Source organism: Rhizobium sp. CB3090 (genome assembly GCF_029714285.1).
Classification (GTDB): domain Bacteria; phylum Pseudomonadota; class Alphaproteobacteria; order Rhizobiales; family Rhizobiaceae; genus Rhizobium.
Genome location: NZ_CP121662.1, coordinates 2,793,809 through 2,818,605, shown reverse-complemented (window position 1 = coordinate 2,818,605; position 24,797 = coordinate 2,793,809). Strand labels below are relative to the sequence as shown.

At 59.3% G+C, this 24,797-nt stretch carries 23 protein-coding genes; 16 read left to right on the top strand and 7 right to left on the bottom strand.

Annotation, left to right across the window (positions count from 1 at the left end):
* Positions 1-62: 62 nt before the first annotated feature.
* The 8 genes from QA646_RS13565 (at position 63) to QA646_RS13530 (ending at position 9,552) form a co-directional block, all read left to right on the top strand.
* Entirely contained in the window at positions 63-1,379 is a 1,317-nt protein-coding gene (locus tag QA646_RS13565) for a sugar ABC transporter substrate-binding protein (protein WP_283055954.1), read from the top strand.
* Between the two features lie 146 nt (positions 1,380-1,525).
* Entirely contained in the window at positions 1,526-2,398 is an 873-nt protein-coding gene (locus tag QA646_RS13560) for a sugar ABC transporter permease (protein WP_283055953.1), read from the top strand.
* A gap of 1 nt (position 2,399) precedes the next feature.
* Complete coding sequence (locus QA646_RS13555; RefSeq protein WP_028752740.1) at positions 2,400-3,242, top strand: carbohydrate ABC transporter permease; 843 nt, start codon at positions 2,400-2,402, stop codon at positions 3,240-3,242.
* A gap of 11 nt (positions 3,243-3,253) precedes the next feature.
* On the top strand, positions 3,254-4,252 hold the full coding sequence (locus QA646_RS13550; RefSeq protein ID WP_283055952.1) for an ABC transporter ATP-binding protein: 999 nt from the start codon (positions 3,254-3,256) through the stop codon (positions 4,250-4,252).
* 147 nt (positions 4,253-4,399) lie between these two features.
* Positions 4,400-5,881: a mannitol dehydrogenase family protein gene (locus tag QA646_RS13545; RefSeq protein ID WP_283055951.1), complete on the top strand. Its 1,482-nt coding sequence runs from the start codon at positions 4,400-4,402 to the stop codon at positions 5,879-5,881.
* Positions 5,882-5,986: 105 nt separating this feature from the next.
* Entirely contained in the window at positions 5,987-6,661 is a 675-nt protein-coding gene (locus QA646_RS13540; protein ID WP_283055950.1) for an HAD family hydrolase, read from the top strand.
* Between the two features lie 20 nt (positions 6,662-6,681).
* A complete protein-coding gene (locus QA646_RS13535) occupies positions 6,682-8,265 on the top strand; it encodes an FGGY-family carbohydrate kinase (protein ID WP_283055949.1) in 1,584 nt (527 codons plus the stop codon).
* Between the two features lie 99 nt (positions 8,266-8,364).
* Positions 8,365-9,552: an IS701 family transposase gene (locus QA646_RS13530; protein ID WP_283055948.1), complete on the top strand. Its 1,188-nt coding sequence runs from the start codon at positions 8,365-8,367 to the stop codon at positions 9,550-9,552.
* 301 nt (positions 9,553-9,853) lie between these two features.
* Here QA646_RS13530 and QA646_RS13525 read toward each other — a convergent pair whose 3' ends face one another.
* Complete coding sequence (locus tag QA646_RS13525) at positions 9,854-10,705, bottom strand: MurR/RpiR family transcriptional regulator (RefSeq protein WP_283055947.1); 852 nt, start codon at positions 10,703-10,705, stop codon at positions 9,854-9,856.
* A gap of 256 nt (positions 10,706-10,961) precedes the next feature.
* Here QA646_RS13525 and QA646_RS13520 point away from each other — a divergent pair, with 256 nt between their 5' ends.
* Entirely contained in the window at positions 10,962-11,675 is a 714-nt protein-coding gene (locus tag QA646_RS13520) for a sulfate transporter family protein (protein WP_283055946.1), read from the top strand.
* A 26-nt stretch (positions 11,676-11,701) separates the two neighbouring features.
* Here QA646_RS13520 and nth read toward each other — a convergent pair whose 3' ends face one another.
* Positions 11,702-12,475, bottom strand: coding sequence for an endonuclease III (gene nth, locus QA646_RS13515; RefSeq protein ID WP_283055945.1), 774 nt, complete (start codon positions 12,473-12,475; stop codon positions 11,702-11,704).
* Positions 12,476-12,497: 22 nt separating this feature from the next.
* Between nth and QA646_RS13510 the strand changes: the two genes are divergently transcribed.
* Positions 12,498-13,001: a DUF2244 domain-containing protein gene (locus QA646_RS13510; RefSeq protein ID WP_283058874.1), complete on the top strand. Its 504-nt coding sequence runs from the start codon at positions 12,498-12,500 to the stop codon at positions 12,999-13,001.
* A gap of 145 nt (positions 13,002-13,146) precedes the next feature.
* Complete coding sequence (locus tag QA646_RS13505; RefSeq protein WP_283055944.1) at positions 13,147-14,019, top strand: bifunctional helix-turn-helix domain-containing protein/methylated-DNA--[protein]-cysteine S-methyltransferase; 873 nt, start codon at positions 13,147-13,149, stop codon at positions 14,017-14,019.
* Between the two features lie 173 nt (positions 14,020-14,192).
* Here QA646_RS13505 and QA646_RS13500 read toward each other — a convergent pair whose 3' ends face one another.
* On the bottom strand, positions 14,193-15,182 hold the full coding sequence (locus QA646_RS13500; RefSeq protein ID WP_283055943.1) for a sugar-binding transcriptional regulator: 990 nt from the start codon (positions 15,180-15,182) through the stop codon (positions 14,193-14,195).
* A 494-nt stretch (positions 15,183-15,676) separates the two neighbouring features.
* Between QA646_RS13500 and tal the strand changes: the two genes are divergently transcribed.
* Positions 15,677-16,642, top strand: coding sequence for a transaldolase (gene tal, locus QA646_RS13495; protein ID WP_283055942.1), 966 nt, complete (start codon positions 15,677-15,679; stop codon positions 16,640-16,642).
* A 150-nt stretch (positions 16,643-16,792) separates the two neighbouring features.
* Here the strand turns inward: tal and QA646_RS13490 are convergent, their stop codons facing one another.
* The 4 genes from QA646_RS13490 to QA646_RS13475 all read right to left on the bottom strand — a co-directional run bounded on the left by QA646_RS13490 (position 16,793) and on the right by QA646_RS13475 (position 20,249).
* The gene (locus tag QA646_RS13490; RefSeq protein WP_283055941.1) at positions 16,793-17,980 is read right to left on the bottom strand and encodes a CaiB/BaiF CoA-transferase family protein; all 1,188 of its coding nucleotides are present in this window, start codon (positions 17,978-17,980) and stop codon (positions 16,793-16,795) included.
* Positions 17,981-18,526 carry a MaoC family dehydratase gene (locus QA646_RS13485; RefSeq protein ID WP_283055940.1) on the bottom strand — a complete coding sequence of 182 codons (546 nt, stop codon included), beginning with the start codon at positions 18,524-18,526 and terminating at the stop codon, positions 17,981-17,983. It lies immediately after the preceding gene.
* Positions 18,527-18,557: 31 nt separating this feature from the next.
* The gene (locus tag QA646_RS13480; protein WP_283055939.1) at positions 18,558-19,394 is read right to left on the bottom strand and encodes an amidohydrolase; all 837 of its coding nucleotides are present in this window, start codon (positions 19,392-19,394) and stop codon (positions 18,558-18,560) included.
* 63 nt (positions 19,395-19,457) lie between these two features.
* A complete protein-coding gene (locus QA646_RS13475; protein WP_283055938.1) occupies positions 19,458-20,249 on the bottom strand; it encodes an IclR family transcriptional regulator in 792 nt (263 codons plus the stop codon).
* Positions 20,250-20,426: 177 nt separating this feature from the next.
* Here QA646_RS13475 and QA646_RS13470 point away from each other — a divergent pair, with 177 nt between their 5' ends.
* The 4 genes from QA646_RS13470 to ugpC all read left to right on the top strand — a co-directional run bounded on the left by QA646_RS13470 (position 20,427) and on the right by ugpC (position 24,788).
* Positions 20,427-21,743, top strand: coding sequence for a sugar ABC transporter substrate-binding protein (locus QA646_RS13470; RefSeq protein ID WP_283055937.1), 1,317 nt, complete (start codon positions 20,427-20,429; stop codon positions 21,741-21,743).
* 180 nt (positions 21,744-21,923) lie between these two features.
* Complete coding sequence (locus QA646_RS13465) at positions 21,924-22,817, top strand: sugar ABC transporter permease (protein WP_283055936.1); 894 nt, start codon at positions 21,924-21,926, stop codon at positions 22,815-22,817.
* Between the two features lie 2 nt (positions 22,818-22,819).
* Positions 22,820-23,686: a carbohydrate ABC transporter permease gene (locus QA646_RS13460; protein WP_283055935.1), complete on the top strand. Its 867-nt coding sequence runs from the start codon at positions 22,820-22,822 to the stop codon at positions 23,684-23,686.
* 4 nt (positions 23,687-23,690) lie between these two features.
* Positions 23,691-24,788, top strand: a complete 1,098-nt coding sequence (gene ugpC, locus QA646_RS13455; protein WP_283055934.1) for a sn-glycerol-3-phosphate ABC transporter ATP-binding protein UgpC — start codon at positions 23,691-23,693, stop codon at positions 24,786-24,788.
* The last annotated feature ends 9 nt before the right edge of the window (positions 24,789-24,797 follow it).

Here is a 24,797-nt window from a genome sequence, read left to right as displayed (position 1 = left end):
AAGAGTGAGTAATTGCTCACGAGCAAAGCGAATGCTCATTGTTGATCTTCTGGGAGGAAGATATGAAATTGAAAACTTTCCTGCTGGGCGCATGCTCCGCACTGATGTTTGCTGGAATGGCGTCCGCCGAAACCCTCACGATTGCCACCGTGAACAACGGCGACATGGTTCGTATGCAAAAGCTTACGGACGATTTCAAAGCCAAAAACCCCGACATTGACCTGCAGTGGGTCACGCTCGAGGAAAACGTATTGCGCCAGAAGGTTACGACGGACATCGCTACCAAGGGCGGCCAATACGACGTGCTGACGATCGGCACCTACGAAGTGCCGATCTGGAGTAAGCTCGGCTGGCTCGCGCCGCTCGACAAGCTTACCGCCGACAAGAACTACGACGTGGATGACCTTCTCCCGGCCATCCGCAGCGGTCTGACAGTCAACAGCAAGCTTTATGCTGCTCCGTTCTACGGCGAAAGCTCGATGGTGATGTACCGCAAGGACCTGTTCGACAAGGCCGGCTTGAAGATGCCGGATGCACCGACCTGGGACTTCATCGCCGATGCAGCCCGCAAAATCACCGACAAGGACCATGAAGTCTACGGTATCTGCCTTCGCGGCAAGGCCGGCTGGGGCGAAAACATGGCTTTCCTGACGGCGATGTCGAACTCGTTCGGCGCTCGCTGGTTCGATGAAAAGTGGAAGGCACAGTTCGATCAGCCGGAATGGAAGGACACGCTCGACTTCTACGTCAAGCTGATGAAGGATGCCGGCCCTCCGGGCGCTTCGTCCAACGGCTTCAACGAAAACCTGGCTCTGTTCCAGTCCGGCAAGTGCGGGATGTGGATCGATGCGACTGTCGCGGCCTCCTTCGTTTCCGACCCGAAGCAATCGAAGGTTGCGGACAAGGTTGGCTTCGCCCTGGCTCCGGACAAGGGCCTCGGCAAGCGCGGCAACTGGCTGTGGGCATGGAGCCTGGCGATCCCGGCATCTTCGAAGAAGACCGAAGCTGCTGAGAAGTTCATCTCCTGGGCAACCAGCAAGGACTACATCAATCTTGTTGCTCAGAAGGAAGGCTGGCTGAATGCACCTCCCGGCACCCGCGCTTCGCTCTATGCGAATGCGGATTACCAGAAGGCAGCACCTTTCGCGAAGATGACGCTCGACTCGATCAACTCGGCCGATCCGACCCACCCGACCGTCAAGCCGGTCCCGTATGTCGGCGTCCAGTTCGTCGCTATCCCTGAGTTCCAGGGTATCGGCACCGCCGTCGGCCAGCAGTTCTCTGCTGCCCTTGCAGGCCAGATCTCCGTCGATCAAGCCCTCAAGTCGGCACAGCAACTGACCAATCGTGAAATGACCAAGGCTGGTTATCCGAAATAAGAAACCTCCCAAGGTACGAAGGGGCGCGTCTCGCAGCGCTCCCCTTCCTTCAGGTCGCCGAGTGTCCGAACTGCTCTTCGGCGGCCTCTTTTATTTCAGCCGGTCTGCGGCCACTCTCCCTGCTCAAAGATAGGTCGGTACTTGCCATGGCAACGTTACACACCCGTTCTACCGCACGCGTCATGATGGCGCCCTCAGTTTTGCTTCTCTTCGCGTGGATGATCGTCCCGCTGGTGATGACGATCTATTTCTCGACGTTGAACTACAACCTCATGTCCCCCGGTGCGCATGACTTCATCGGGTTCTTGAACTACGAATATTTCGTCACAGACCCGGCCTTCTGGAATTCGCTCTTCGTCACTATCCTGCTCGTGGTCGGCGCATTGATCATCACGGTGGTCGGCGGCATTGCTCTCGCGCTCCTTCTCGATCAGCCGATCTTCGGTCAGGGCATCGTGCGCATGCTGGTGCTGGCGCCCTTCTTCGTCATGCCGACAGTCGCCGCCCTGATTTGGAAACATATGTTCATGAACCCGGTGAACGGGCTTCTGGCATATCTTTTCAAGCTCTTCGGGCTCGATCCGCTGACCTGGCTGGAGACGATTCCGCTGTTTTCGATCATCATCATCATCGCTTGGCAGTGGCTGCCCTTCGCAACACTCATCCTGCTGACCGCCTTGCAGTCGCTCGACGAAGAGCAAAAGGAAGCGGCCGAAATGGACGGCGCCGGTGCGGTGTCGAAATTCCTTTACATCATCCTGCCGCATCTGGCGCGTGCGATCACGGTCGTCATCCTTATTGAGACGATCTTCATGCTCTCGGCCTTCGCCGAAATCCTGGTCACCACCAATGGCGGTCCGGGCACGGCAACGACCAACCTCACTTACCTGGTCTATTCGCAGCTCGTTCTGCAGCAGGACGTCGGCGGCGCATCGGCGGGCGGCATCATCGCCGTCATCCTCGCCAATATCGTCGCGATCTTCCTGATGCGCGCAGTCGGCAAGAATCTGGAGGCTTAAGATGGCTCGTACTGTCTCAACCAAACGCAAGGTGGTCGTCTCCGTCGCTGCCTGGGTGGTCGCGATTCTGATCTTCTTCCCGATCCTCTGGACATTCCTGACGAGCTTCAAGACGGAAGGCGATGCCATCGCCTCGCCTCCGCAATTCCTCTTTTTCCATTGGACGCTGGAGAATTATTTCGAGGTGCAATCGCGCTCGAACTATTTCCTCCACTTTGGCAATTCGGTCCTCATCGCCTTCGGTTCGACGATCCTCGGTTTGCTCGTCGCTGTTCCGGCGGCCTGGGCCATGGCCTTTTCGCCGACTAAGCGCACCAAAGACGTGCTGATGTGGATGCTGTCCACCAAGATGATGCCGCCGGTCGGCGCCTTCATCCCGATCTACCTGCTGTTCCAGGCTTTCGGCCTGCTCAACAATCAGTTCGCCAGCCGGCTCGGCATGGTCGTCGTGCTGATGCTTATCAACCTGCCGATTATCGTGTGGATGCTCTATACCTACTTCAAGGAGATCCCCGGCGAGATCCTCGAAGCGGCCCGCATGGACGGCGCGTCGCTCGCCAAGGAGATCATCTACGTGCTGACGCCGATGGCGATCCCGGGCCTTGCCTCGACGATGCTTCTCAACATCATTCTCGCCTGGAACGAGGCTTTCTGGACGCTGAACCTCTCCGCCGTGGATGCGGCGCCGCTCAGCACCTTCATCGCCTCCTATTCCAGCCCGGAAGGCCTGTTCTACGCCAAGCTTTCGGCAGCATCGACCATGGCGATCGCCCCGATCCTGATCCTCGGCTGGTTTTCGCAAAAACAACTCGTTCGCGGCCTCACCTTCGGCGCGGTTAAGTAAGGAAGAGAAACATGGGTAGCATTGTCCTTAAGAAGGTTTCGAAGGTCTTCGGCGAAGCCAAGGTCATCCCTTCCATCGACCTCGAAATCAATAACGGCGAGTTCGTCGTGTTCGTTGGCCCCTCCGGTTGCGGCAAGTCCACGCTGCTGCGCCTGATCGCCGGCCTCGAGGATGTCTCCAGCGGCCAGATCCTGATCGACGGCAAGGACGGTACCAATCTGGCGCCAGCCGAACGCGGCCTCGCCATGGTGTTCCAGTCCTACGCACTTTATCCGCACATGAGTGTCCGCAAGAACATCGCCTTCCCGCTCAAGATGGCGAACATGCCGCAAGCGGAGATCGACAAGAAAGTGGCGGAAGCGGCGCGTGTCCTAAACCTGACGGATTATCTGGAGCGCAAGCCGCGCCAGCTCTCCGGCGGTCAGCGCCAGCGCGTCGCCATCGGCCGCGCCATCGTGCGCCAGCCCGCGGCCTTCCTGTTCGACGAGCCTTTGTCGAACCTCGATGCGGCGTTGCGCGTCAACATGCGCCTCGAAATCAGCGAGCTGCACCAGCAGCTCAAGACGACGATGGTCTACGTGACGCACGATCAGGTCGAAGCCATGACCATGGCGGATAAGATCGTGGTCCTGAACCGCGGCAATATCGAGCAGGTCGGTTCACCGCTTGAGCTTTATCGCAGCCCGCAGAACCTCTTTGTTGCCGGCTTCATCGGCTCGCCGAAGATGAACTTCGTCACGGGGGCCTATGCCCAGAACCTCGGCGCCCACACGATCGGCGTCCGTCCGGAACATGTGCTGTTGTCGACCACCGAAGGCGACTGGCAGGGCAAGGTGAGCGTCGCCGAACATCTCGGCTCGGACACTTTCCTGCATATCGATGCCGATGGTATCGGCACCATCACGGCCCGCGGAACCGGCGATTTCCCGGCGCGCGCCGGCGATACCGTCTATTTGACACCCGATAAATCCCGCATCCACCGGTTCAACGAAAGGGGGCTGTCGATCTAAATCGATCGCCCTCGCCATGCCGGCCCCACTCAGTATGGCGAATACCACTTTAACCTCGGCCCGCATCGAGCAGGCCCAGGTCATCCTAGCCGGATGAGGCTAGCCCAGTCCATCCGGAGCAGAAGACCTTTCAGAAGGACTTGAGACATGACGTGCAAATTATCGCTCGCAACCCTTCAGGAGGCGGCCGCAACGGCTGCCATCCCGACCTATGATCCAAAGTCGCTGTCGGCGGGCATCGTTCATTTCGGCGTCGGCAATTTCCATCGCGCCCACCAGGCAATCTACCTCGATGACCTTTTCAATGCCGGCGAGGACCATGATTGGGCGATCATCGGCGCCGGCGTGCTTCCTTCGGACGCCGCCATGCGCGAGAAACTCGCGGCTCAGAATTTCCTGACGACGGTGGTTGAACAGGACAACAATCGCACCGCAGCGCGCGTCACCGCGCCGATGATCGGCATCCTGCCGGTCGGCGACGCCAAAGCCATCATCGCCAAACTTGCCGACCCTTCGATTCGTATCGTCTCGATGACGATCACCGAAGGCGGCTATTTCATCGATGCCTCAGGCAAGTTCAATCCCGGCCATCCGGCCATTGTAGCCGACGGTCAGCGCCCGGATGCGCCGAAGACGGTGTTCGGCCTGATCGTCGCCGGCCTCAAGGCCCGCCGTGCTGCCGGCCTACAGCCCTTCACCGTCATGTCGTGCGATAACATTCCCCACAATGGCGGCGTCACCAAAGCAGCCGTCGTCGGTACGGCGAAGCTTTCGGATCCGGCCTTTGCCGACTGGATCGCCGCCAATGTCGCCTTTCCGAACGGCATGGTCGACCGCATTACGCCGGCAACCGGCGCGCGCGAGATCGATCTCTTGAAGGAAGTCTTCGATATCGAGGACAACTGGCCGGTCTATTGCGAAGAGTTCAAACAATGGGTGCTGGAGGACAATTTCCCGGCTGGCCGTCCGGCGCTGGAAAAGGTCGGCGTCACCTTCGTTCCGGATGTTACGCCCTACGAGCACATGAAGATCCGCATCCTCAATGGCGGCCATGCGGCAATCGCCTATCCGGCGGCGCTGATGGATGTCCATTTCGTGCACGAGGCCATGGAAGAGCCTCTGATCCGCGCCTATCTCGCCAAGCTCGAGAATGAAGAGATCATCCCCGTGATCCCGCCGGTGCCGAATACGGTGCTTGCCGATTATTTCAAGCTCATCGAGCGCCGCTTCTTAAATCCAAAGATTGCCGACACCATTCCGCGCCTGGCGCAGGATGGTTCGAACCGGCAGCCGAAGTTCATTCTGCCGTCGACAGCCGATCGTCTCCGCCGCAACGAGGATGTCGTGGGCCTTGCACTGGTTTCGGCGCTGTGGTGCCGCTACTTCGCCGGCACCACCGACAGCGGCAAGGATATCGTCTTCAACGATGCCAGCGCCGACCGGCTGCATGCCGCAGCGCTGAAGGCCAAGGACGATCCGAACGCTTTCCTCGCCTTCGACGATATCTTCGGCGCCGTCGCCAAATCGGATCTTTTCCGCAAGCGCTTTGCTAACGCCTTAAAAACGCTGTGGGAAAAGGGTACCCGCGTCACCCTCCAGCTATACCTCGACAACAAACTCGCGGAATAACTGTCCGTCGGCCGGGGCACCCAAGCCCCGGCCGAATTTTTATGGGTCATGCCTGCGTTTCAACGGACGCGGCTCAAAAAAAACAGGGTTCGGGTTGGATCTGCGATGACTGATGCGGAGAAGGGACTGGTCATCTTCGACTGCGATGGTGTGCTCGTCGACAGCGAACCGCTGTCTGTCAGCGTGCTTATAAAGGCCATGCACGACGTCGGCGTGGATATGAGCGAGGAAGACATCTATAGCCGCTTCCTAGGCAAGAGCCTTGCCACGCTCGTCGATACGCTGGAGACGGAGTTCGACGTCTTCATCGATCAGGATTTTCTCGATCGTATCCGCAACGATCTCTATGACCGCTTCCGGCGCGAATTAAAGCCGATCGACGGTGTTGCCGAGACGCTGGATGCGCTGACTGTCCGGCGTTGCGTCGCTTCCTCCAGCCAGATAGAGCGCATACGGTTGTCGCTTGGCGTCACCGGCCTGTTGCCGCGGCTGGAGCCGAATATTTTCAGCGCCAGCATGGTCAAGCGCGGCAAACCGGCGCCCGATCTTTTTCTTTATGCCGCCAAGCAGATGCAGGTCGCTCCGCAGGACTGTATCGTCATCGAAGACAGCCCGGCCGGCATTACGGCGGCGAGAGCGGCAGGCATGACGGTTTTCGCCTTCACCGGCGGCTCGCATGCGCATTCGCCAAGTTATCGGGCGGAACTGGAGCGGCTTTCTCCAGAAGTCGTGTTTGACGCAATGTCGGATTTGATACACCTTGTCCGCAGCAAGACGTAAGTGGATGGGGCCTCTGCTGTATGCGTGATCATGTGGTTGCGGTCGATATCGGCACTGGCAGCGCGCGCGCCGGCGTGTTCACATCACGCGGCGCCCTGCTGGGCAAGGGCGAACATCCGATCATCATGAACCGCCCGCGTGAAAATCACGCCGAGCACGATTCCGAAAACATTTGGGCTGCGGTCTGTACCGCCGTGCGCGCCGCCGTTACGGCCTCCGGCGTCGACGTATCCGTCATTGGCGCCATCGGCTTCGACGCCACCTGTTCGCTGGTAGTGCGCGATACGGAAGGCAAGCCGCTGACGGTTTCGACCGGTGGCGAAGACCGGTTTGACACCATCGTCTGGCTTGATCACCGGGCACTTGCTGAAGCGGATTTCTGCACGGCGACCAAGCATGAGGTCCTCGAATATTCCGGCCACTTCATGTCACCGGAAATGGAGATGCCGAAGCTGATGTGGCTGAAGAAAAATCTGCCGCAGAGTTGGGCAAAGGCCGGTTATTTCTTCGATCTTGCCGATTTCATGACCTGGAAAGCCACGGGTTCGCTTGCGCGCTCGCGCTGCACGCTGACGGCGAAATGGAATTACCTTCCCCATCGTAAGCCCGGCTGGCAGACGGATTTCCTCAATGTGATCGGCCTTGGCGATCTCTGCGAGCGCGGCAACCTGCCGGAAGAGACGACTCCGGTCGGAGAAAGCGTCGGCACGCTGACTGTAGAAGCAGCGGACGCCTTGGGGCTTAACTGCGAGTGCTATGTCGGTGCCGGCATGATCGACGCTTATGCGGGCGCACTCGGCACGCTCGGCGGACATGCGGGAGACCTCCACGCGCTGGAGCATCAACTGGCGCTGATTGCCGGAACATCGAGCTGCATCGTCTCCTTTTCGCGCGAACGCAAGCGCAGCACTGGCATGTGGGGACCCTATTACGAAGCCGTATTTCCGGACACCTGGCTGGTCGAAGCCGGGCAATCGGCGACAGGTGCGCTGCTCGATTACATGGTCGGCATGCATGCGGCCGGCGGTGAACCCACAGCGGCGTTGCACGACCGCATCGTAAAGCGCATCGCCGAACTTCGCACCGTTGAAGGCGATGCCTTTGCCGAGCGAATCCACGTTCTTCCGGATTTTCACGGCAACCGATCGCCGCTTGCCGATCCGCATGCGGTCGGCGTCGTCAGCGGGCTGACGCTGGATGCATCCTTCGACGGTCTCTGCCGTCTTTATTGGCGCACCGGTGTCGGCGTGGCGCTCGGCATCCGCCATATTCTGGAGAGGATGCATGATTACGGTTATGTGCCGGATACGCTGCATGTCGCCGGCGGCCATGTAAAGAATGCGGTGCTGATGGAGCTTTATTCCGATATCACCGGCTGCAAGGTGGTCGTCCCGAAGATGAATGAGGCGGTTCTCCTGGGAACGGCGATCGCCGCTTCCGTCTCCTGCGGACTCTACGACAGCCTTGGCGCGGCCGGCGCCGCCATGTATCCCGGTGGTCACGAGCGGCTGCCGGACAGGCGCAAGAAGGCGCTCTATGACCGCGATTATCGGCGCTTTCTCGCGATGTATCGCCATCGCGCCGAGTTGGAGTCCATGGAATAATGGAATAGAAACGCCGGAAATCCTTCCGGCGTCTAGTACTACAGTTGCGTTTGATTTGAAATCATGATTCATTTCCCGCATTTGACGGGAGGGAATCGAATGTCGGTAGCGGGTTGGTCCGGGTCCATGCCGGCGTGGCAGCGTGAGCTCGATGCCTTGAAGGTGCGGTTGGGTCCGGTGTTTGGTCGCCGCGAATTGCGCGTATCGTGTGGTGCCTTTCTGGATGGGTTATTGTCGGGAGCAGAGCGCAAGACCGGCTGGTTGATGGCTGAACAGGCAGGACTGGATCGCCCTTATCGGATGCAGTCGCTGCTGGGGTGCAGCCATTGGGATGCTGACGCATTGCGCGATGCGGTGCGCGCTTATGCAATGGAGTCTCTAGGTGACGCGGACGGCGTTCTTGTGGTCGATGAGACCGGCTTCCTGAAGAAAGGCGTTCATTCGGTGGGTGTCGCGCGACAATATTCCGGCACGGCCGGCCGGATTGAGAACTGTCAGGTCGGTGTTTTCCTTGCCTATGCAAGCCGCTACGGTCAGACCCTGATCGATCGGCAGCTTTATCTGCCGAAGGGGTGGGCTGAAGATGAAGCGCGCCGTACTTCGGCTCACGTCCCCCAGTCCCAGACCTTCGCGACCAAACCGACCATCGCTGCCAAGCTCATAGCCGATGCGCTGGATGCCGGCGTGCCTTGTGCCTGGGTATTGGCCGATGCGCTCTATGGTTCGGATTCGAAGCTACGCCGGATGCTGGAAAGCCGTGGCCAGCCTTATGTTCTAGCAGTTCGCTCCAACCATTGCCTGCGCTTCGTGCGCGAGCAATGCTTCGAGCAAACTGATCCGGAGACGATGGCCGCGGAATTAGAGGCGGAGGCCTGGTCAAGTCATCCAGCAGGCGAAGGCGCCAAAGGCCTTCGGCTTTATGATTGGGCCCGTATTCCTCTCAGCTCTCGTCCTGATGCACAATGGGAGCGCTGGCTTCTGATCCGCCGCAGCCGACGCGAACCCGATGCGCGCGCCTATTATTTTGTCTTTGCGCCTGCCGGTACGGAACTGAGCGAGTTGGCTGGCGCTGCCGGGCTGCGTTGGACGGTAGAAGAATGCTTCCAGCGTGCGAAGGACGACCTCGGCCTGGATCATTGCGAGGCGCGATCCTGGCATGCCTGGAACCGGCACATGACGCTCGTCATGGCGGCCGCTGCATTCCTCGCCAAGCTCGGCGCCGACCTACGCCGTACCGCTGCTGGCAAACCGAACGAAACGAGTCCAAACCCGCCAATCGCCGCCTGACCAACACCCTGGCGCTCCTGCCTAGCGTCGCAGAGATCCGCTATATGATCAAACGGCTCTTACTGCCGCCCCCAATCAGAGTTCGCCTGATCTTGGCATGGTCGCTCTGGCGACGCATGCATCAAGCGTCCGCAACCCTCGCTCACTACAGAGCCAGGAATCAAACGCAACTGTAGTACTAGAGCAGTTCAGCGTTTCACGGAATCGCTTTCCCGCTCTATCCCTTTGTTTTTACCCATTCCTGACGGAAAACCGCTTCGCACTTTTCCTGGAATTGCTCCAGGCCATCGCCTGCCGATTGTTATCGAAGCGGCGCGTGGGCGAACATGCCTTCCAGCTCTTCGATCCGGTGGATGCGGCTCTCCGCCTCTTCGCCGGCCGCGTGAATGACGGCAACGGCCAGGAACTCCAGCAGCGCCATCATTGCCGACAGGTTTTCGTTGTTGCCAGTGCGCAGTGGCGGTAGCGACAGCGTCATATTGGCGAATTCATGCGCCCATTCCGTATATTGGCTGGTGATCAGCAGCACCTTGTAGCCGGAACGGCGGGCAGAACGCGCCAGCAGCCGCGAGGCGACGAAGCGAGGCGAATCGACGATCACCACCAATGCATCGTTCGACTGATGGCCGAGCAGCTCGATATAGCTGCCATTGGCGCCATCGAGGAATTGCACATGGTCGCGGGCGAATGCGAGGCGGTTGCAGAGATGGCGCCCGAGGCTTGCGAGACTGGGATGTGCCGTAACGAAAACCTCGCTGGACGACAGTATCGCCGCAACCGCGTCCAGCCATTGCGGCTGACTGGTGAGATTATAGATATGCTGCAGCATCTCGACCTGCTCGGCGATCTGGCCAGCAATCGGGCGCCCCTCGTTGGCGTCCTTCTGCAACTGTTCCAGAACGTTCGGCAATTGCAGCGTCACCGGCGTCACATTTTCCCGCAGGTGCACCTTGATGCCGTCCAGGCCCTGATAGCCGAGCGACCGCAGGAAGCGCCCGACGGTCATCGGGCTCAATTCCAGCCTGTCGGCGACGGAAGAGGCGGTTTCAAAGGGCAGCTCGTTCAAGTGTTCGGAGAAATACTTGGCGATTCGACGCTCGGCGGGAGTGCCCGTTTTGATATATTGTTTAAGCTTCTGGCCCAGGTCTTCCAAATGTATCGCCTCGCTGACGGTCTATCCGAAGTGTGATTGCGCCGAATGTCAAAACAATCGGAGTGCTTGCAGATTTTGGATGGCCGCTGATCATGTTTAGGTTGTTGTTTTTCATATGTAACACACCATATATTAGTGTGGACTTGATTACAACAATTCAAATGGGTGAGGGTTATTACGCGGCGTGCGGGAATATATTGATATATCTGCAATTGTTACTTACATATCCAGCCACGACTAACGGGATTTCGGACGAATGATCATCCATGCCGCGCGTCTTTCCATCGCCAATCTCTTTGCAGCCGAAACGCGCAAGGTTTTTTGGAAAGTCCTCGGGCTGACATTGCTGGCGCTTGTCGCCCTCTGGTTTGTGTTACGCAGCACCTTCATCGCTTTCGTGCTGCCGTGGTTACAGAGTTTCATGCCGTCCATACCGGATTGGACGAGCTGGCTTACCTTTCTTCTCGCTGTTCTGGCCGGCCTCGGTTTGGCGCTAGCCTTGGCGCTGCTGATCTCACCGGTAACGGCCTTGATCGCAGGGCTCTTTCTCGACGATGTCGCTGATGTGGTGGAGAAGAGGGACTATCCCGCTGATGCACCGGGAAAGGCTCTGCCATTCGTGCCGGCTATGAAAAGTTCGCTGAAATTCCTCGGCATCGTGGTCGCGGGCAACATCATCGCGCTGCTTCTGCTTTTCATTCCCGGGATCAATCTTGTCGCCTTCTTCCTGGTCAACGGTTACCTGCTGGGCCGGGAATTCTTCGAATTCGCCGCCATGCGTTTCCGGTCGCCGGAAGAAGCACGGCAGTTTCGCAGCAAATATGCCTTCACCGTCTTCCTTGCCGGCCTGGTGATCGCCGCCTTCCTCGCCATCCCCTTGGTCAACCTTTTGACGCCGCTGTTTGCGGCGGGGATGATGGTCCATTTGCACAAGCTCATTTCCCGGAAGGAAGCGGCGCGTCGCGGCTAAGTATTGCAGGTGCCGTGACGGCACCTCTAATCGGCCGCTCCGATCAGTTGCGGCGGCAGTTCGACCAGTGGCGCGGGGATATCGCAGGTCTTTTCCGGCGAGCGACAGAGATCGGCGATGACGCAGCGCTCGCATTCCGGCTTGCGCGCTTTGCAGACATAACGCCCGTGCAGGATGAACCAGTGATGCGCGTGGTAGAGATATTTGTCCGGGATCACCTTCATCAGCCGCTGTTCGACTTCGTCCGGCGTTTTGCCGGGGGCGAGCAACAGGCGATTGGCGATGCGGAAAATATGGGTGTCGACAGCAAGCGTCGCCTGGCCGAAGGCCATGGAGAGCACGACATTGGCGGTCTTGCGGCCGACGCCCGGCAGCGTCATCAGCTCCTCGCGCGTCTGCGGCACTTCGCCGTCGAAATCCCTGATCAATTTCTCAGAGAGCGCTACGACGTTCTTCGCCTTGTTGCGGTAAAGGCCGATCGTCTTGATATAGTCGCGGATGCGGTCTTCGCCGAGATCGAGCATCTTCTGCGGCGTATCGGCGACGGCAAAGAGAGCGCGGGTCGCCTTGTTGACGCCGGCATCGGTTGCCTGTGCCGATAGCGCGACGGCGACGACCAGCGTAAAGGGATTGACATGCTCCAGCTCCCCCTTCGGCTCGGGCCGCTGAATGGAGAAACGGCGGAAGATCTCTTCCAAATCCGCCTTGGAATAGGGGCTCTTGAAAACCGGCTTGCGGCCCGCCGTCGCATTTGACTTTTTCGCGTTTTGCGCGCTGGATTTGATCTTGGGGTTTGCCATGGATGACCTATACTCAAGTCCTATGACCGAACGCAACGCCGATACTGACATCGATGGCAACAGGCCGGTCTTCGCCGCCGAATTGTTTCCCTATCGCTCCTTGGGGCGAAGGGGATTCAAGGTAATGCTGATGCTGGCGGGAGCGTTCTGCCTCATATATGGCGTTGTGTTCGCCCTTCGCGGTGCATGGCCGATCGGCATCTTCTTTGGGGCAGATTTCATCTTGCTCTACGGCGCTTTCTGGCTGAATTATCGCTCGGGTCGGGTGCGCGAGGAGGTGACGGTGTCGCGCACCAATGTGTCGATCCGCAAATTCTCGCCCTCGGGCCGCATGATCGAGCATCGCTTCAATCCTTTCTGGACGCGGTTCCTCGTCCGCCGGCACAGTGAGATCGGTGTCGTCTCGATGCATGTCCGCGACAGAAGCCATGACACGGATATCGGCTCTTTTCTCAATCCGGAAGATCGGGAGAGCTTTGCCAAAGCCTTCAAGCGGGCTCTGGCAACGGTGACACAACGGATATAGATCGCTTGATGGGCGTGATCTTGTCCGAAAACCGCTTCACTCTTTTCGCTGACGCGGTCCTTCGGTTCGGAATCACGCCCCTACGCAAGAAACGGGTGGTTTTACCCGTCTCTTCGTGGTGTTCTCCTTTTCAAGGAGAAAGATTATGAATGCTATCGCACAGTTGAAGACAGACATCACGCCGGAAGGACCGGACTATGACACCGTCCGCCGGGTGATCGAACTCATCACCGAGGACTATCGCGATCAGCCATCATTGGAGACGATCGCCGAGCGGCTCGGACAATCGCCGACTCAATTGCAGAAGACCTTTACCCGTTGGGCGGGATTGTCACCCAAGGGTTTTTTGCAGGCCGTAACGCTCGATCATGCCAAGCGGCTGCTGCGCGAGGAAGATCTGCCCTTGCTGGAAACCTCGTTCGAAGTGGGCCTTTCCGGTCCAAGCCGGCTGCACGACCTCTTCGTCACGCATGAGGCGATGTCGCCCGGCGAATGGAAGGCGAAGGGCGGCGGGCTGGTCATCCGCTACGGCTTCCACATTTCGCCCTTCGGCCTGGCGCTGATCATGGTCACCGACCGCGGCCTTGCCGGTCTCGCCTTCAGCGATTCCGGCGACGAGAAGGCCTGCCTCGAGGACATGACCTGCCGTTGGCCGAATGCGCAATATGTCGAGGACCTGCAGGCGACCATGCCTTATGCGGCGCGGATTTTCGAGCCGTCGAAATGGTCGAGCGACCAGCCGCTGCGGGTCGTGCTGATCGGCACGGATTTCCAGGTGCGGGTCTGGGAAAGCCTGTTGAATATCCCGATGGGCCGAGCCGTCACCTATTCCGATATCGCCAAAGACATCGGCCAGCCGACGGCGATGCGCGCAGTCGGCGCCGCTGTCGGCCGCAACCCCATCTCCTTCGTCGTCCCCTGTCACCGCGCGCTCGGCAAGAACGGTGATCTCACCGGCTATCATTGGGGTCTGACGCGCAAGCGGGCGATGCTGGGCTGGGAAGCGGGGAAGGCGTGAGATACTTACCTTCTCCCCGCGGGGGAGAAGGTCGCGCGGTACGCGCGGGTTGAGGGGGCGTTACTGGCATAGCTCGCCTTCTCGACTTTCTGATAAATAAGAGAATTCCCCGGTAACGGCCCCTCATCCGCCCCTTCGGGGCACCTTCTCCCCGCGGGGGAGAGGGTAATATCTCAAGCCGCTTTGGCCGTGGCCATCTGCAGCAGCGCCTTTGCAGCGCCTTCATCCGTGATCAGCGTGTTGCAGCCGATGCGCTTGATGGTGGCGCGGATCGCGAGGGCGCGGTGCATGCCGCCGGAAGACAGGACGATGTGCTTGGCCTTCTTCAATGTGTCGAGATCGACTGACATGACGCGCTTGTTGATCGGATGATCGACGGAATTGCCCTCGGCGTCGAGGAAGTTGAACATGGTGTCGCAGACGCAGCCAGCCTCGATCAACTGGTCCAGTTCCTGCTTCGATATGAAGCCTTCCGACAGCGAAGTGGAGTGAGGGCCGATGTCGCCGCAACTAACGATGGCGAGGTCGAGGTTTTCGGCCAGCCGGTAGATCGCCTCCAGACCGCATTTTTCGATGAGATTGCGCTTGGTCTCGATGGAATCGACCAGGAGCGGCGCCAGGAACATGTAGCATTCGGCGCCGAGCTGGCTCGCCAAACGCCAGGTATAATCGATGGGATTGGTCTGTTGGACGGCGACGATGCCGCCGAGCAAAGAGACCACTTTGCAATTGTCGCGGCGGGGTGGGCGGAAGCTTCCCAGCGAGGCCGTCATCGTCCGGCCCCAGCCGACGCCGATCGTATAATTGTCGGGGATCGCTTCGGTGAGGAACTGGCCAAGCGCCAGGCCGACGCTTTTCGCCTGGGCGTCGACATCTCCGCCGGCGGGCGATGGGACGACGATCGCCTCGTCCAGCCCATAGACGCGCTCCAGCTTGATTGCCAGTTCGACGCAATCGTCGATGCCTTCATTGATCCAGATCTGCACTTCGCTGCGACGCATCGCCTCGTCGAGCAGACGGATGACCGTGGTGCGGCTGATGCCGAGCTGTTCGGCGACATCCTTCTGCGTCAGGCCCTGATTGTAATAGAGCCAGGCAGCGCGCAGCCTCAGCGACGCCGTCTCCGAATAGGCGGTGTGTGTCCCGCGTCTAAGTTTGGCCACAGGTCCTCCGGCAAGATTTTTGCACGCCCCTTTGTTTTAATGATCGCAAACGACAAAGGTTGCGGCGATTGCACAGGACAGGGGCGGCAGATCGGCTCTTCTATCGCCGATATTCTATGGTCTGAAACTTATGTCAATTGAAATGCACAAATGTCCTTGACTTTTCGCTGCGAGATTGATGATAGTCGCCGTGAGGAAGTCGGTCTTTGTCCAGTCGAGGAGGGCAATGTGCGGGTTGCAGCCGTGGACGTATTTCACCGGACAGGGAGCGATATAGAGCGCTCCGTTTCGGTGAAAAGACTTGTCCGGGATGGTTGTTTCTTCGCAGCTTCGACCGCTCGCCGGAAATGGAACTTTCGCGCTTTTTCTCCCGTTACCTACAGAAGGAGAAGAGGCGCAATCCGCCTGCAGTTTCGTGTCGTCTATCGAACCGGACGGGATTTCGCGCCGGTCCATAATTCCCACAATGGGCCAATTCAACAAGGATACGTATTATGACATCCAAGCTTGACCAACTTCGCGCTATGACGACGGTCGTGGCCGACTCCGGCGATATCGAGGCGGTTGCCCGCCTGAAGCCGGTCGATTGCACGACCAATCCGACCATCGTCCTGAAGGCGCTCGGCACACCGATGTTCGCCGATGCGATCAAGGAGGCTGTCGCCTGGGGCAAGAAGCAGGGTGGTACGCCGGACGCCGTTGCCGCTGCTGTCGCCGATCGTTTGGCAATCTCTGTCGGCGCCGCTCTCTCCGGCCTCGTTCCCGGCCGTGTCTCGACCGAGGTCGATGCCGACCTGTCCTTCAACACCGAAGGCTCGATCGCCAAGGCCCGCGCTATCATCGCCGCCTACAAGGAACGCGGCATTGACCGTGACCGCATTCTCATCAAGCTCGCTTCCACTTGGGAAGGCATCCGGGCCGCCGAAGTGCTGCAGAAGGAAGGCATCGACTGCAACCTGACGCTGCTCTTCAGCAAGGTCCAGGCGGTTGCCTGCGCCGACGCCAAGGTTTTCCTGATCTCGCCCTTCGTCGGCCGCATTCTCGACTGGTACAAGAAGTCGACCGGCAAGGAATACACGCCTGAAGAAGATCCGGGCGTTATTTCCGTTCGCGATATCTACAATTACTACAAGGCCAACGACATCAAGACGATCGTCATGGGCGCTTCCTTCCGCAACGCCGGCGAAATCGAAGCACTGGCCGGCTGCGATCGCCTGACGATCAGCCCGAACCTGCTTGACGAACTCTCCAAGGACGAAGGCAAGCTGGAGCGCAAGCTGTCGCCGGAAAACAAGACCTCGGTCTCCAAGATCGCCGTCGACGAAAGAACCTTCCGTTGGATGATGAACGAAGATGCGATGGCGACCGAAAAGCTCGCCGAAGGCATTCGCGCATTCGCCAAGGACCTGGTCGCTCTGCGCACCATGGTCGGTAAGGAACTACAGCTCGCTGCTGCTTGAACAGTTGGACTGACATAAACAAAGGGCGGCTACCGAAGGGTGGCCGCTCTTTTTCTTTTGCACTTCTTGCGGCGTTTGGCCCGAAGGGCCGGGTGAGGGGGTGTACCTGGGAAACAAATTCCTTACGGTGCATCGCCCCCTCAACCCGCGCTACCCGCGACCTTCTCCCCGCGGGGGAGAAGGGGGAATAAACTCCGCCCTTATCTTTTCCGACTCGCTGCCGATCGTCGGTGCTGCCGAGCCGTTCTTGCTTCGGATGCCGTCGACACGGATAGGGCTTGCCGTCGTGCGCACAGAGACACCGTCGCTGCGGGTTACCGTCTGCAGCATGTCGAGCTGGCGGAAGGCTGCGGTTTGCAGCAATTTCGGCCAGTCCAGCACTTCGGCGGCCCAGATATCGGCAGGTTCCAGGATGGCGAGCCATTCCTTCACCGTCTTCTCATGCAGGCGACTGGCGATCAGGCTCTTGATCCGGTCGCGGCGGGTGAAGGCCTCGTGCGGCGTAAACTCGGCAAGTGCCGGAAGTTCGAAGAGCGGCGCCAGCTTCGATAGCGGCATCATCGCCAGCGCCAGCCAGCCATCGGCGCAATGATAGACGCCGTAAGGTGCTGCGAGATAGGCGTGGGCATTGCGCACGGAAGATTTCTTCGGCAGGCGGCCGCCATCGTTCAGATGGGTGGTCAGCACCTCGAATTGGAAATCGATCATCGCTTCCAGCAGGCTGGTTTCGACATGGACGCCCTGACCGGTGACGCCGCGCCGCACGAGGCCGGCAAGAATGCCCTGGACGATCAGATTGCCGGCCAGCATGTCGGCCACCGCAAGGCCGAAGGGCACAGGGCCGTCATCGGCTTCGCCGTTCAGCCACATGGCGCCGGAGCGGGCCTGGGCGAGGAGGTCCTGGCCGGGAAAATGCCGCCACTCGTTGTCCGCTCCATAACCTGTGATGCTGCCATAGACGATACGGGGATTGATCTTGGCGACTGAGGCGTAATCGAGACCCAGGCGATCGATGACCCCCGGGCGGAAATTCTGGATGATGACATCGGCTTTTGCGATCAGGACGCGCAGGTCCTGCAGGTCGCCTTCGTCCTTCATGTTGACGGCGAAGCTTTCCTTGCCGCGATTGATCGCGTGGAACAGCGTCGAGTCGCCGCCGATCTCGGTGTCGCTGAGATAAAGCCGGCGGCAGAGATCGCCGCCATCGGGACGCTCGACCTTGATCACCCGAGCGCCGAGATCGCCAAGCCGCAGCGCCGCCATCGGCCCGGCGAGGAACTGGCTCATATCGAGCACCGTGATGCCGGCGAGCAGGCCGTCATTGCTTCCTTTGGTCATTTAGCTCTTCAATTCCGGAGCGTCCGCAGGCCGGCCGTTCTTGTAGCGTACCGTCTGGATATGCTCGCAATAAAGCACCAGCTCGCCTTCGCCCTTGAAGACTTCGTAGGAAGAGCGGATCAGGCCGAGATCCTTGTATTTCGGCTGTTTATCGAGATTGGTGCGGATGGTGTAGATCGTATCGCCGATGAAAGTGGGCCTGACGAAGCGCAGCTTGTCGTAGCCATACGAGAAGGCGTTGATGCAGTTGGTAGCGACGAGGCCGAGGCCGGCGGAGAAGACGAAGGCACCGGCGACGAGGCGCTTACCGAATAAGCCCTCCGTCTCCGCAAAGATCTGGTCGCTGACGTAAGGGTGCATATCGAGCACGAGAGCGTTGAACTGCTGGGATTCGCCTTCGGAGATCGTCCGCCGCAGCGAGCGGATCTTGTGGCCGATTTCGAAATCTTCGTAGAACCAGTTTTCCGAGTTCCAGACGGGAATATCGGCATGATCCGCCGGCATGGTCTTTGGATGGGTGCTGGAAATGCCGACGGTGGCGGTCATGGCATTGGCTTTCAAGAAAATCGTAGCGCGCTCAAAGCGGCCAGAGGCGCTTGGCGTTGAGCCGATAGAGGCTGTTGCGTTCGTCGGCGCTTGCTCCCTGAGTCAATGCATGCGTGGCGCCGACCCAGGTGGAGAGACCGCCGCCCAGCGTGCAGACCGGCCAATCGCTGCCCCAGATGACACGATGCCAGCCGAAGCTTGCTATCGAATGCTCGACAAAGGGACGCAGCGTATCAACGGTCCAGCTATCGGGATCGGCATAGGCGACGACACCGGAAATCTTGACGACGACGTTCGGCCGCCTGGCGATCTCAGTGATTCCCGAGGTCCAGACCGCGCTGAAGCCGTCTTTGACGGCGGGCACGCCGCAATGATCGAGAATGAACTGAACATCGGGGTTGAGGTCGGCCAGCGCGATCGCCTTGGCGATCTGATGCGGCAGCACGCAGAAATCGAAGGTGAGGCGGGTGCCGGCGAGCCGCTTCAGATTTTCACGGAAAAGTGCGCCCTCGGAAACATCGTCCGGTATGACATGCAGGACGCGACGGAAGCCTTTGATGAAGGGATCGGCGAGCACACGTTCGAGATAGGCCGGAAAGTCGGCATCTTCCGGCCGGCAGGCAGCGATGGCGCCGCGGATCAGGCTGCCGGGCTGTCGGCTCAGATCCTTGACGTAATCCGTTTCCCGCTCGATATCGCTTTTAGCGACATCCACTTCCATATGCAGCGTATCGGTAATCCCCAGGCGCTGGGCTTCGCGTGCATAGTCCGCATAGAGGCTGTCGCGATTCAGCGCGCCGGCCCCTTCCAGCCAGGGGTATCCAAGTTTCGTGCGATCGACGATGTGCAGGTGACTATCGAAAAGCATGGCGATCCTCCCATCATGCTGATCAATATATACTCACAGAAGAATAGTGTATTCAAATAAAAATTATATCTCGGCGTTGTCCAAGGTGCCTGCGACGGTCTCCGATATGTCCCTGGCTGCTTCGCGGACATATTGGATCACCTGCTCGTAGCTCGGCGCATTCGGATTGACCGGCTGTATATAGGGACAGGTGAGCGCGGCCAGCGCATAACCATCCAATGCCAGCACAGGCGCCGAAATGTTGCGCACCCCAGTGGTCTGCAGGCTGTCCATCGTCTCGAAACCCTGCTCCTTGATCAGTTGAAGGCGCTTATCGAGATCGGACGGCATCGGCACATCCTCGTCCTGTTGGCGCTGCTGCTCATTGATCATCATCTTGCGGTGTTTTTCGTCGCGAAAGGCGAGCAGAACATGGCCGGAGCCGGTGTTGAACAAATTAATCTGGGCGCCAACGCGAATCGAGATGCCCCAATAGGTCGGAGAATCCTGCTGGGCAATGACGATGACCGAGCCGCGGTCGAATATCGCCAGATGGCAGGCTTGCTCGGCGCGATTGGAGAATTCGCGCATCAGCGGCGTAGCGAAGGAAACGAGGCGGCGCACCGGCGCATGGTAATGCGCCAGGCCGAAGAGTTTGAGAGTCAGATAGAAGCGGTCGCCATCCTGCCGCTGCACATAGCCACGCCGGACCAGGCGATCGAGCATGCGGTAGAACTCGTTCGGGCTCTTGCCGAGCGCCTTGGCGATTTCGGCTTGCGTCAGCCCGCCGTCGATCCGCGCCAGTAGCTCCAGGATATCGAGGCCTTTGTCCAGCGCCGGTGCGCGGTATCGATCGTTATCGTCTTCTACACTCATGGAGGCCTCATTAGGGAAATATGATTCATCATTCATATATAAATAAAAGCGATTTGCAAGTGCCCGCGATCCCGGCTTGACGCTCAGTGAATAAGGTGTTTACATATAAATCATTGATCCATATTTGGATCATGAGGGCGATCGGGCTGATGTCCGGTCCTTTAGGGAGGAAATTCAATGAGGAATTTGAAGTCCGGTCTTGCCGCCGGCGTATTGGCATTGTTCGCGAGCTCCGCGATCTCTGCTGCCGACCTGCCCGGCAAGTTTCCGGGTGTGACGATCGACGCCAAGCTGATCGGCGGCCAGCAATACGAGCCGCTTTATGCGCGCATTTCCGAGTGGGAGAAGGAGACTGGCGCCAAGGTCAATATCCTCTCCAAGAAGAACCACTTCGAACTCGACAAGGAAATCAAGTCGGACATGGCGTCGGGCGATATTTCCTGGTGCGTCGGTTCGAACCATTCGTCCTTCGCACCCCAGTATCCCGACCTCTACACCGATCTCGGCAAGCTGCTGCCGAAGGAGGAGATCGCCAAGTTCGTCGATTCGACTATCGAGGCATCGACCATCGACGGCCGGCTGATCATGCTGCCGCGCGCCCAGTTCGACGTTTCGGCACTCTATTACCAGAAGAGCCTCTACAATGATGAGGCCAAGAAGACGGCATTCAAGGCCAAGTATGGCTACGATCTGGCGCCGCCGAAGACCTGGAAGGAAGTCTCTGACCAGGCGACCTTCTTCGCCAATCCGCCGAACTTCTTCGGCACGCAGTTCCCCGGCAAGGAAGAGGCGATCAATGGCCGCTTCTATGAAATGCTGATTGCCGAGGGCGGCGAATATCTCGACAAGGAGGGCAAGCCGGCCTTCAATTCCGATGCTGGCGTGCGCGCGCTCGACTGGTTCGTGAGCATGTACAAGGCCAAGGCCGTTCCGGCCGGTACGACCAACTATCTTTGGGACGATCTCGGCGCCGGTTTTGCCTCGGGCACCGTTGCGCTCGATCTCGATTGGCCGGGCTGGGCGACTTATTTCAACGATCCGAAGTCATCGAAGATTGCCGGCAATGTCGGTGTGGTCGTGCAGCCCGTCGGTTCGGCCGGCAAGCACACCGGCTGGTCCGGCCATCATGGTTTCTCGGTGACGGAAGCCTGCAAGAACAAGGAGGCTGCCGCCTCGCTGGTCTGGTTCCTGACCAACGACGATTCGCAGAAGCTTGAAGCCGCCAACGGCACGCTGCCCACCCGCAAGGCCGTCTGGGAATGGGATATCCAGCAGGCTGCATCCGATCCCTACAAGAAGGAAGTGCTGAGCACCTTCCAGGAATCGATGAAGTACGCCTTCCCGGTTCCGCGGACGCCGCAATGGATCGAGATTTCCAACGTGGTCTATCCGGAGCTCCAGGCCGCCATCCTCGGCGACAAGACCTCCAAGCAAGCGCTCGACACGGCCGCACAGAAGGCAACCGACGTTCTGAAGGATGCCGGCGCGCTCTGATTGCTGCAATCGAAGTCCCGCATCCGACAGAGGGTGCGGGACTTCTTTGAAGAATACTGATGACCTGCGCCTTTAGGGGCCGGTCTGTCCGGCCGGTGTCATGCCGGCCCCTCGGCCCCATGCAATCGCATTCCGCGCAGTTCGAGCCATGCTGCTGAGGAATGCCGACAGGTGCAAACCATGTATAAGAAAATATCTCCACCGGTCCTGCTGCTTCTTCCGGCGATCATCGTGCTTGTGGCAGTGGTGTTGTTTCCGTTGCTTCTGTCCTTTTACTCCAGCTTCACGCCGTTCCGTCTGACGCGGCCGGCGACGCTCTTCACCTTCATCGGCCTGCGGAACTATACCCGCATTCTCACCGATCCGGTCTTCCTGGCGGCCTTCGTGCGCACAGTCGTGCTGCTGACCATCGCGCTCAATCTGGAAATGCTGCTTGGTCTCGGCCTGGCGCTGCTGGTCAACAGGGCGACCTACGGCAAGCGTATCCTGCGCACGCTGATGATGTTTCCGATGATGTTTTCGCCGGTGCTCGTCGGTTTCCAGTTCAAATTCATGTTCAACGACAATGTCGGCATCATCAACAATGCCCTGCAATCCCTCGGCATCACCAATAATGCCATCCCCTGGTTGATCGACGGCAATCTGGCGCTGTTTTCGATCGTCATCGCCGAAATCTGGTCGTCGACATCGGTTTTCGCCATCCTCATCCTTGCCGGCCTGCTCGCCATGCCGCAGGAGCCGGTGGAGGCCGCGAAAGTGGACGGCTGCACGAGCTGGCAGACCTTTCGCTATGTCACCTGGCCGTTTCTGATGCCCTTCGCTTTCATCGCCATGACCATCCGTTCGCTCGACGTCGCCCGTGCCTATGACATCGTCAAGATCATGACCGATGGCGGCCCGGCGCGGCGCACGGAGCTGATCTGGACGCTCGTCGGGCGAACGGCCTATGCAGATGCGCAGATGGGTCTCGCCAATGCCATGGCCTATGTCTCGATCATTCTGTCGATCGCCTTCACAGTCTATTTCTTCCGTAAGCTGGCGCTTGCCCGCACCCAGATCGGAGCGGAGTGGTAATCATGGATCGCAACGCCGAACAACGCACGCGCCGCCGCATCGGAAAAGTCGCCTATCTCGTCGGCCTTTTCATCGCGATGCTCATCATCTGCCTGCCGGGCTTCTGGATCATCCTCAGTTCGCTGCGTCCGACAGTCGAGATCATGGCAAAGCCGCCGGTCTGGATCCCACAGGAGCTTTCGCTCGAAGCCTATCGCGCCATGTTCGGTGGCGCGGGGCAGGGCGGTATTCCCGTCTGGGATTATTTCCGCAATTCGCTGGTGATCTCCGTTACCTCTACTGTCATTGCGCTCATCATCGGCATGTCCGGCGGCTATGCCTTCGCCCGCTTCCGTTTCAGAGGCAAATCGGCGGTGTTCCTTGGCCTGATGCTGACGCGCTCCGTGCCGGGCGTGGCGCTATCGCTGCCGCTGTTCATGGTCTATGCGCGGCTCGGGATCATCGACACGCATTTCGGCCTGATCATCACCTATGTCGCGCTGAACGTGCCCTTCACCATCTGGCTGATCGATGGTTTCTTCCGGCAGGTGCCGAAGGACCTTGCCGAGGCCGCGCAGATCGACGGTTGCACGCGCTGGCAGGCTTTCTGGCAGGTGGAGTTTCCGCTCGCCGGCCCCGGCATCGCATCCGCCGGCATCTTCGCCTTTCTCACCTGCTGGAACGAGTATGCGCTTGCCTCGCAGCTCACGCGCTCGGTCGATTCCAAGACGTTGCCGGTCGGCCTGCTCGACTATACGGCCGAATTCACCATCGATTGGCGCGGCATGTGCGCTCTCGCAGTGGTGATGATCGTCCCGGCGCTCGCTCTCACCTTCATCATTCAGAAGCATCTGGTGTCCGGTTTGACATTCGGTGCGGTCAAAGGTTGAAACCATGGCTCAGGTTACGCTCAAAAAACTCGTCAAGCGCTATGGCGCCCTGGAAATCGTCCACGGGATCGATCTCGATATCAGGGACAAGGAATTCATCGCCTTGGTGGGGCCTTCCGGCTGTGGCAAGTCGACTACGCTGCGCATGATCGCCGGCCTCGAGGATATCTCCGAGGGCGCCATCATGATCGGCGATATCATCGTCAACGACTTGCCGCCGCGTGATCGCAACATCTCCATGGTGTTCCAGTCCTACGCGCTCTATCCGCATATGACCGTGCGCGAGAACATGGGTTTCTCATTGAAGATCGCCAAGCAACCGCAGGCGGAAATCGATCAACGCGTCAACGAAGCGGCTGCAATCCTCAGCCTCGAAGCGCTGATGGATCGCCGGCCGGCGCAGCTTTCCGGCGGCCAGCGCCAGCGCGTCGCCATGGGCCGCGCCATCGTCCGCCAGCCGGAAGTCTTCCTCTTCGACGAGCCGCTGTCGAATCTTGACGCGAAACTCCGCACGCAGATGCGTACCGAGATCAAGAAGCTGCATGCCAAGGTGCAGTCGACGGTGATCTACGTGACCCACGACCAGGTGGAGGCGATGACGCTGGCCGATCGCATCGTCATCATGCGCGACGGCTATATCGAGCAGGTCGGCACGCCGGATGAAGTGTTCAAGCGGCCGGCCACGCGCTTCGTCGCCGGCTTCATCGGCTCGCCGCCGATGAATATCGAGGAGGCGACGGTTTCGGCCGGTGCGCTGGTGTTCAAGAACGGCGACAAGCTGCCGTTACCGGGGCAATTTGCAGACCGGGTCAAGGAGGGCGAAAAGGTTGCCTTCGGCCTGCGCCCGGACGATATTTTCCCAAGCGGCCATGGCCTGCATTCAGGCGCCGAAGCGGCGGTGCATGAGGTGACATTGCCCGTCGCCATTACGGAGCCTCTCGGTAACGAAACTCTGGTCTTCGTCGAATTCGCCGGCCGTGAATGGGTGTCACGCATGCTCAATCCGCGCGGATTGAAGAGCGGCGAACAACTGAAGATGAGCTTCGATCTCAGTCAGGCGCATCTCTTTTCGGCCGAGACGGGCAAGAGCCTGGCGGTGTGAGCGAGGGAG

Coding starts and splice junctions, on each gene's coding strand:
- QA646_RS13505 (WP_283055944.1), top strand. CDS start 13,147: ATGAATGCTATCGCACAGTTGAAGACAGACATCACGCCGGAAGGACCG.
- QA646_RS13510 (WP_283058874.1), top strand. CDS start 12,498: ATGACCGAACGCAACGCCGATACTGACATCGATGGCAACAGGCCGGTC.
- ugpC (WP_283055934.1), top strand. CDS start 23,691: ATGGCTCAGGTTACGCTCAAAAAACTCGTCAAGCGCTATGGCGCCCTG.
- QA646_RS13540 (WP_283055950.1), top strand. CDS start 5,987: ATGACTGATGCGGAGAAGGGACTGGTCATCTTCGACTGCGATGGTGTG.
- QA646_RS13550 (WP_283055952.1), top strand. CDS start 3,254: ATGGGTAGCATTGTCCTTAAGAAGGTTTCGAAGGTCTTCGGCGAAGCC.
- QA646_RS13535 (WP_283055949.1), top strand. CDS start 6,682: ATGCGTGATCATGTGGTTGCGGTCGATATCGGCACTGGCAGCGCGCGC.
- QA646_RS13555 (WP_028752740.1), top strand. CDS start 2,400: ATGGCTCGTACTGTCTCAACCAAACGCAAGGTGGTCGTCTCCGTCGCT.
- QA646_RS13565 (WP_283055954.1), top strand. CDS start 63: ATGAAATTGAAAACTTTCCTGCTGGGCGCATGCTCCGCACTGATGTTT.
- nth (WP_283055945.1), bottom strand. CDS start 12,475: ATGGCAAACCCCAAGATCAAATCCAGCGCGCAAAACGCGAAAAAGTCA.
- QA646_RS13480 (WP_283055939.1), bottom strand. CDS start 19,394: ATGCTTTTCGATAGTCACCTGCACATCGTCGATCGCACGAAACTTGGA.
- QA646_RS13485 (WP_283055940.1), bottom strand. CDS start 18,526: ATGACCGCCACCGTCGGCATTTCCAGCACCCATCCAAAGACCATGCCG.
- QA646_RS13490 (WP_283055941.1), bottom strand. CDS start 17,980: ATGACCAAAGGAAGCAATGACGGCCTGCTCGCCGGCATCACGGTGCTC.
- tal (WP_283055942.1), top strand. CDS start 15,677: ATGACATCCAAGCTTGACCAACTTCGCGCTATGACGACGGTCGTGGCC.
- QA646_RS13560 (WP_283055953.1), top strand. CDS start 1,526: ATGGCAACGTTACACACCCGTTCTACCGCACGCGTCATGATGGCGCCC.
- QA646_RS13545 (WP_283055951.1), top strand. CDS start 4,400: ATGACGTGCAAATTATCGCTCGCAACCCTTCAGGAGGCGGCCGCAACG.
- QA646_RS13460 (WP_283055935.1), top strand. CDS start 22,820: ATGGATCGCAACGCCGAACAACGCACGCGCCGCCGCATCGGAAAAGTC.
- QA646_RS13530 (WP_283055948.1), top strand. CDS start 8,365: ATGTCGGTAGCGGGTTGGTCCGGGTCCATGCCGGCGTGGCAGCGTGAG.
- QA646_RS13470 (WP_283055937.1), top strand. CDS start 20,427: ATGAGGAATTTGAAGTCCGGTCTTGCCGCCGGCGTATTGGCATTGTTC.
- QA646_RS13520 (WP_283055946.1), top strand. CDS start 10,962: ATGATCATCCATGCCGCGCGTCTTTCCATCGCCAATCTCTTTGCAGCC.
- QA646_RS13475 (WP_283055938.1), bottom strand. CDS start 20,249: ATGAGTGTAGAAGACGATAACGATCGATACCGCGCACCGGCGCTGGAC.
- QA646_RS13465 (WP_283055936.1), top strand. CDS start 21,924: ATGTATAAGAAAATATCTCCACCGGTCCTGCTGCTTCTTCCGGCGATC.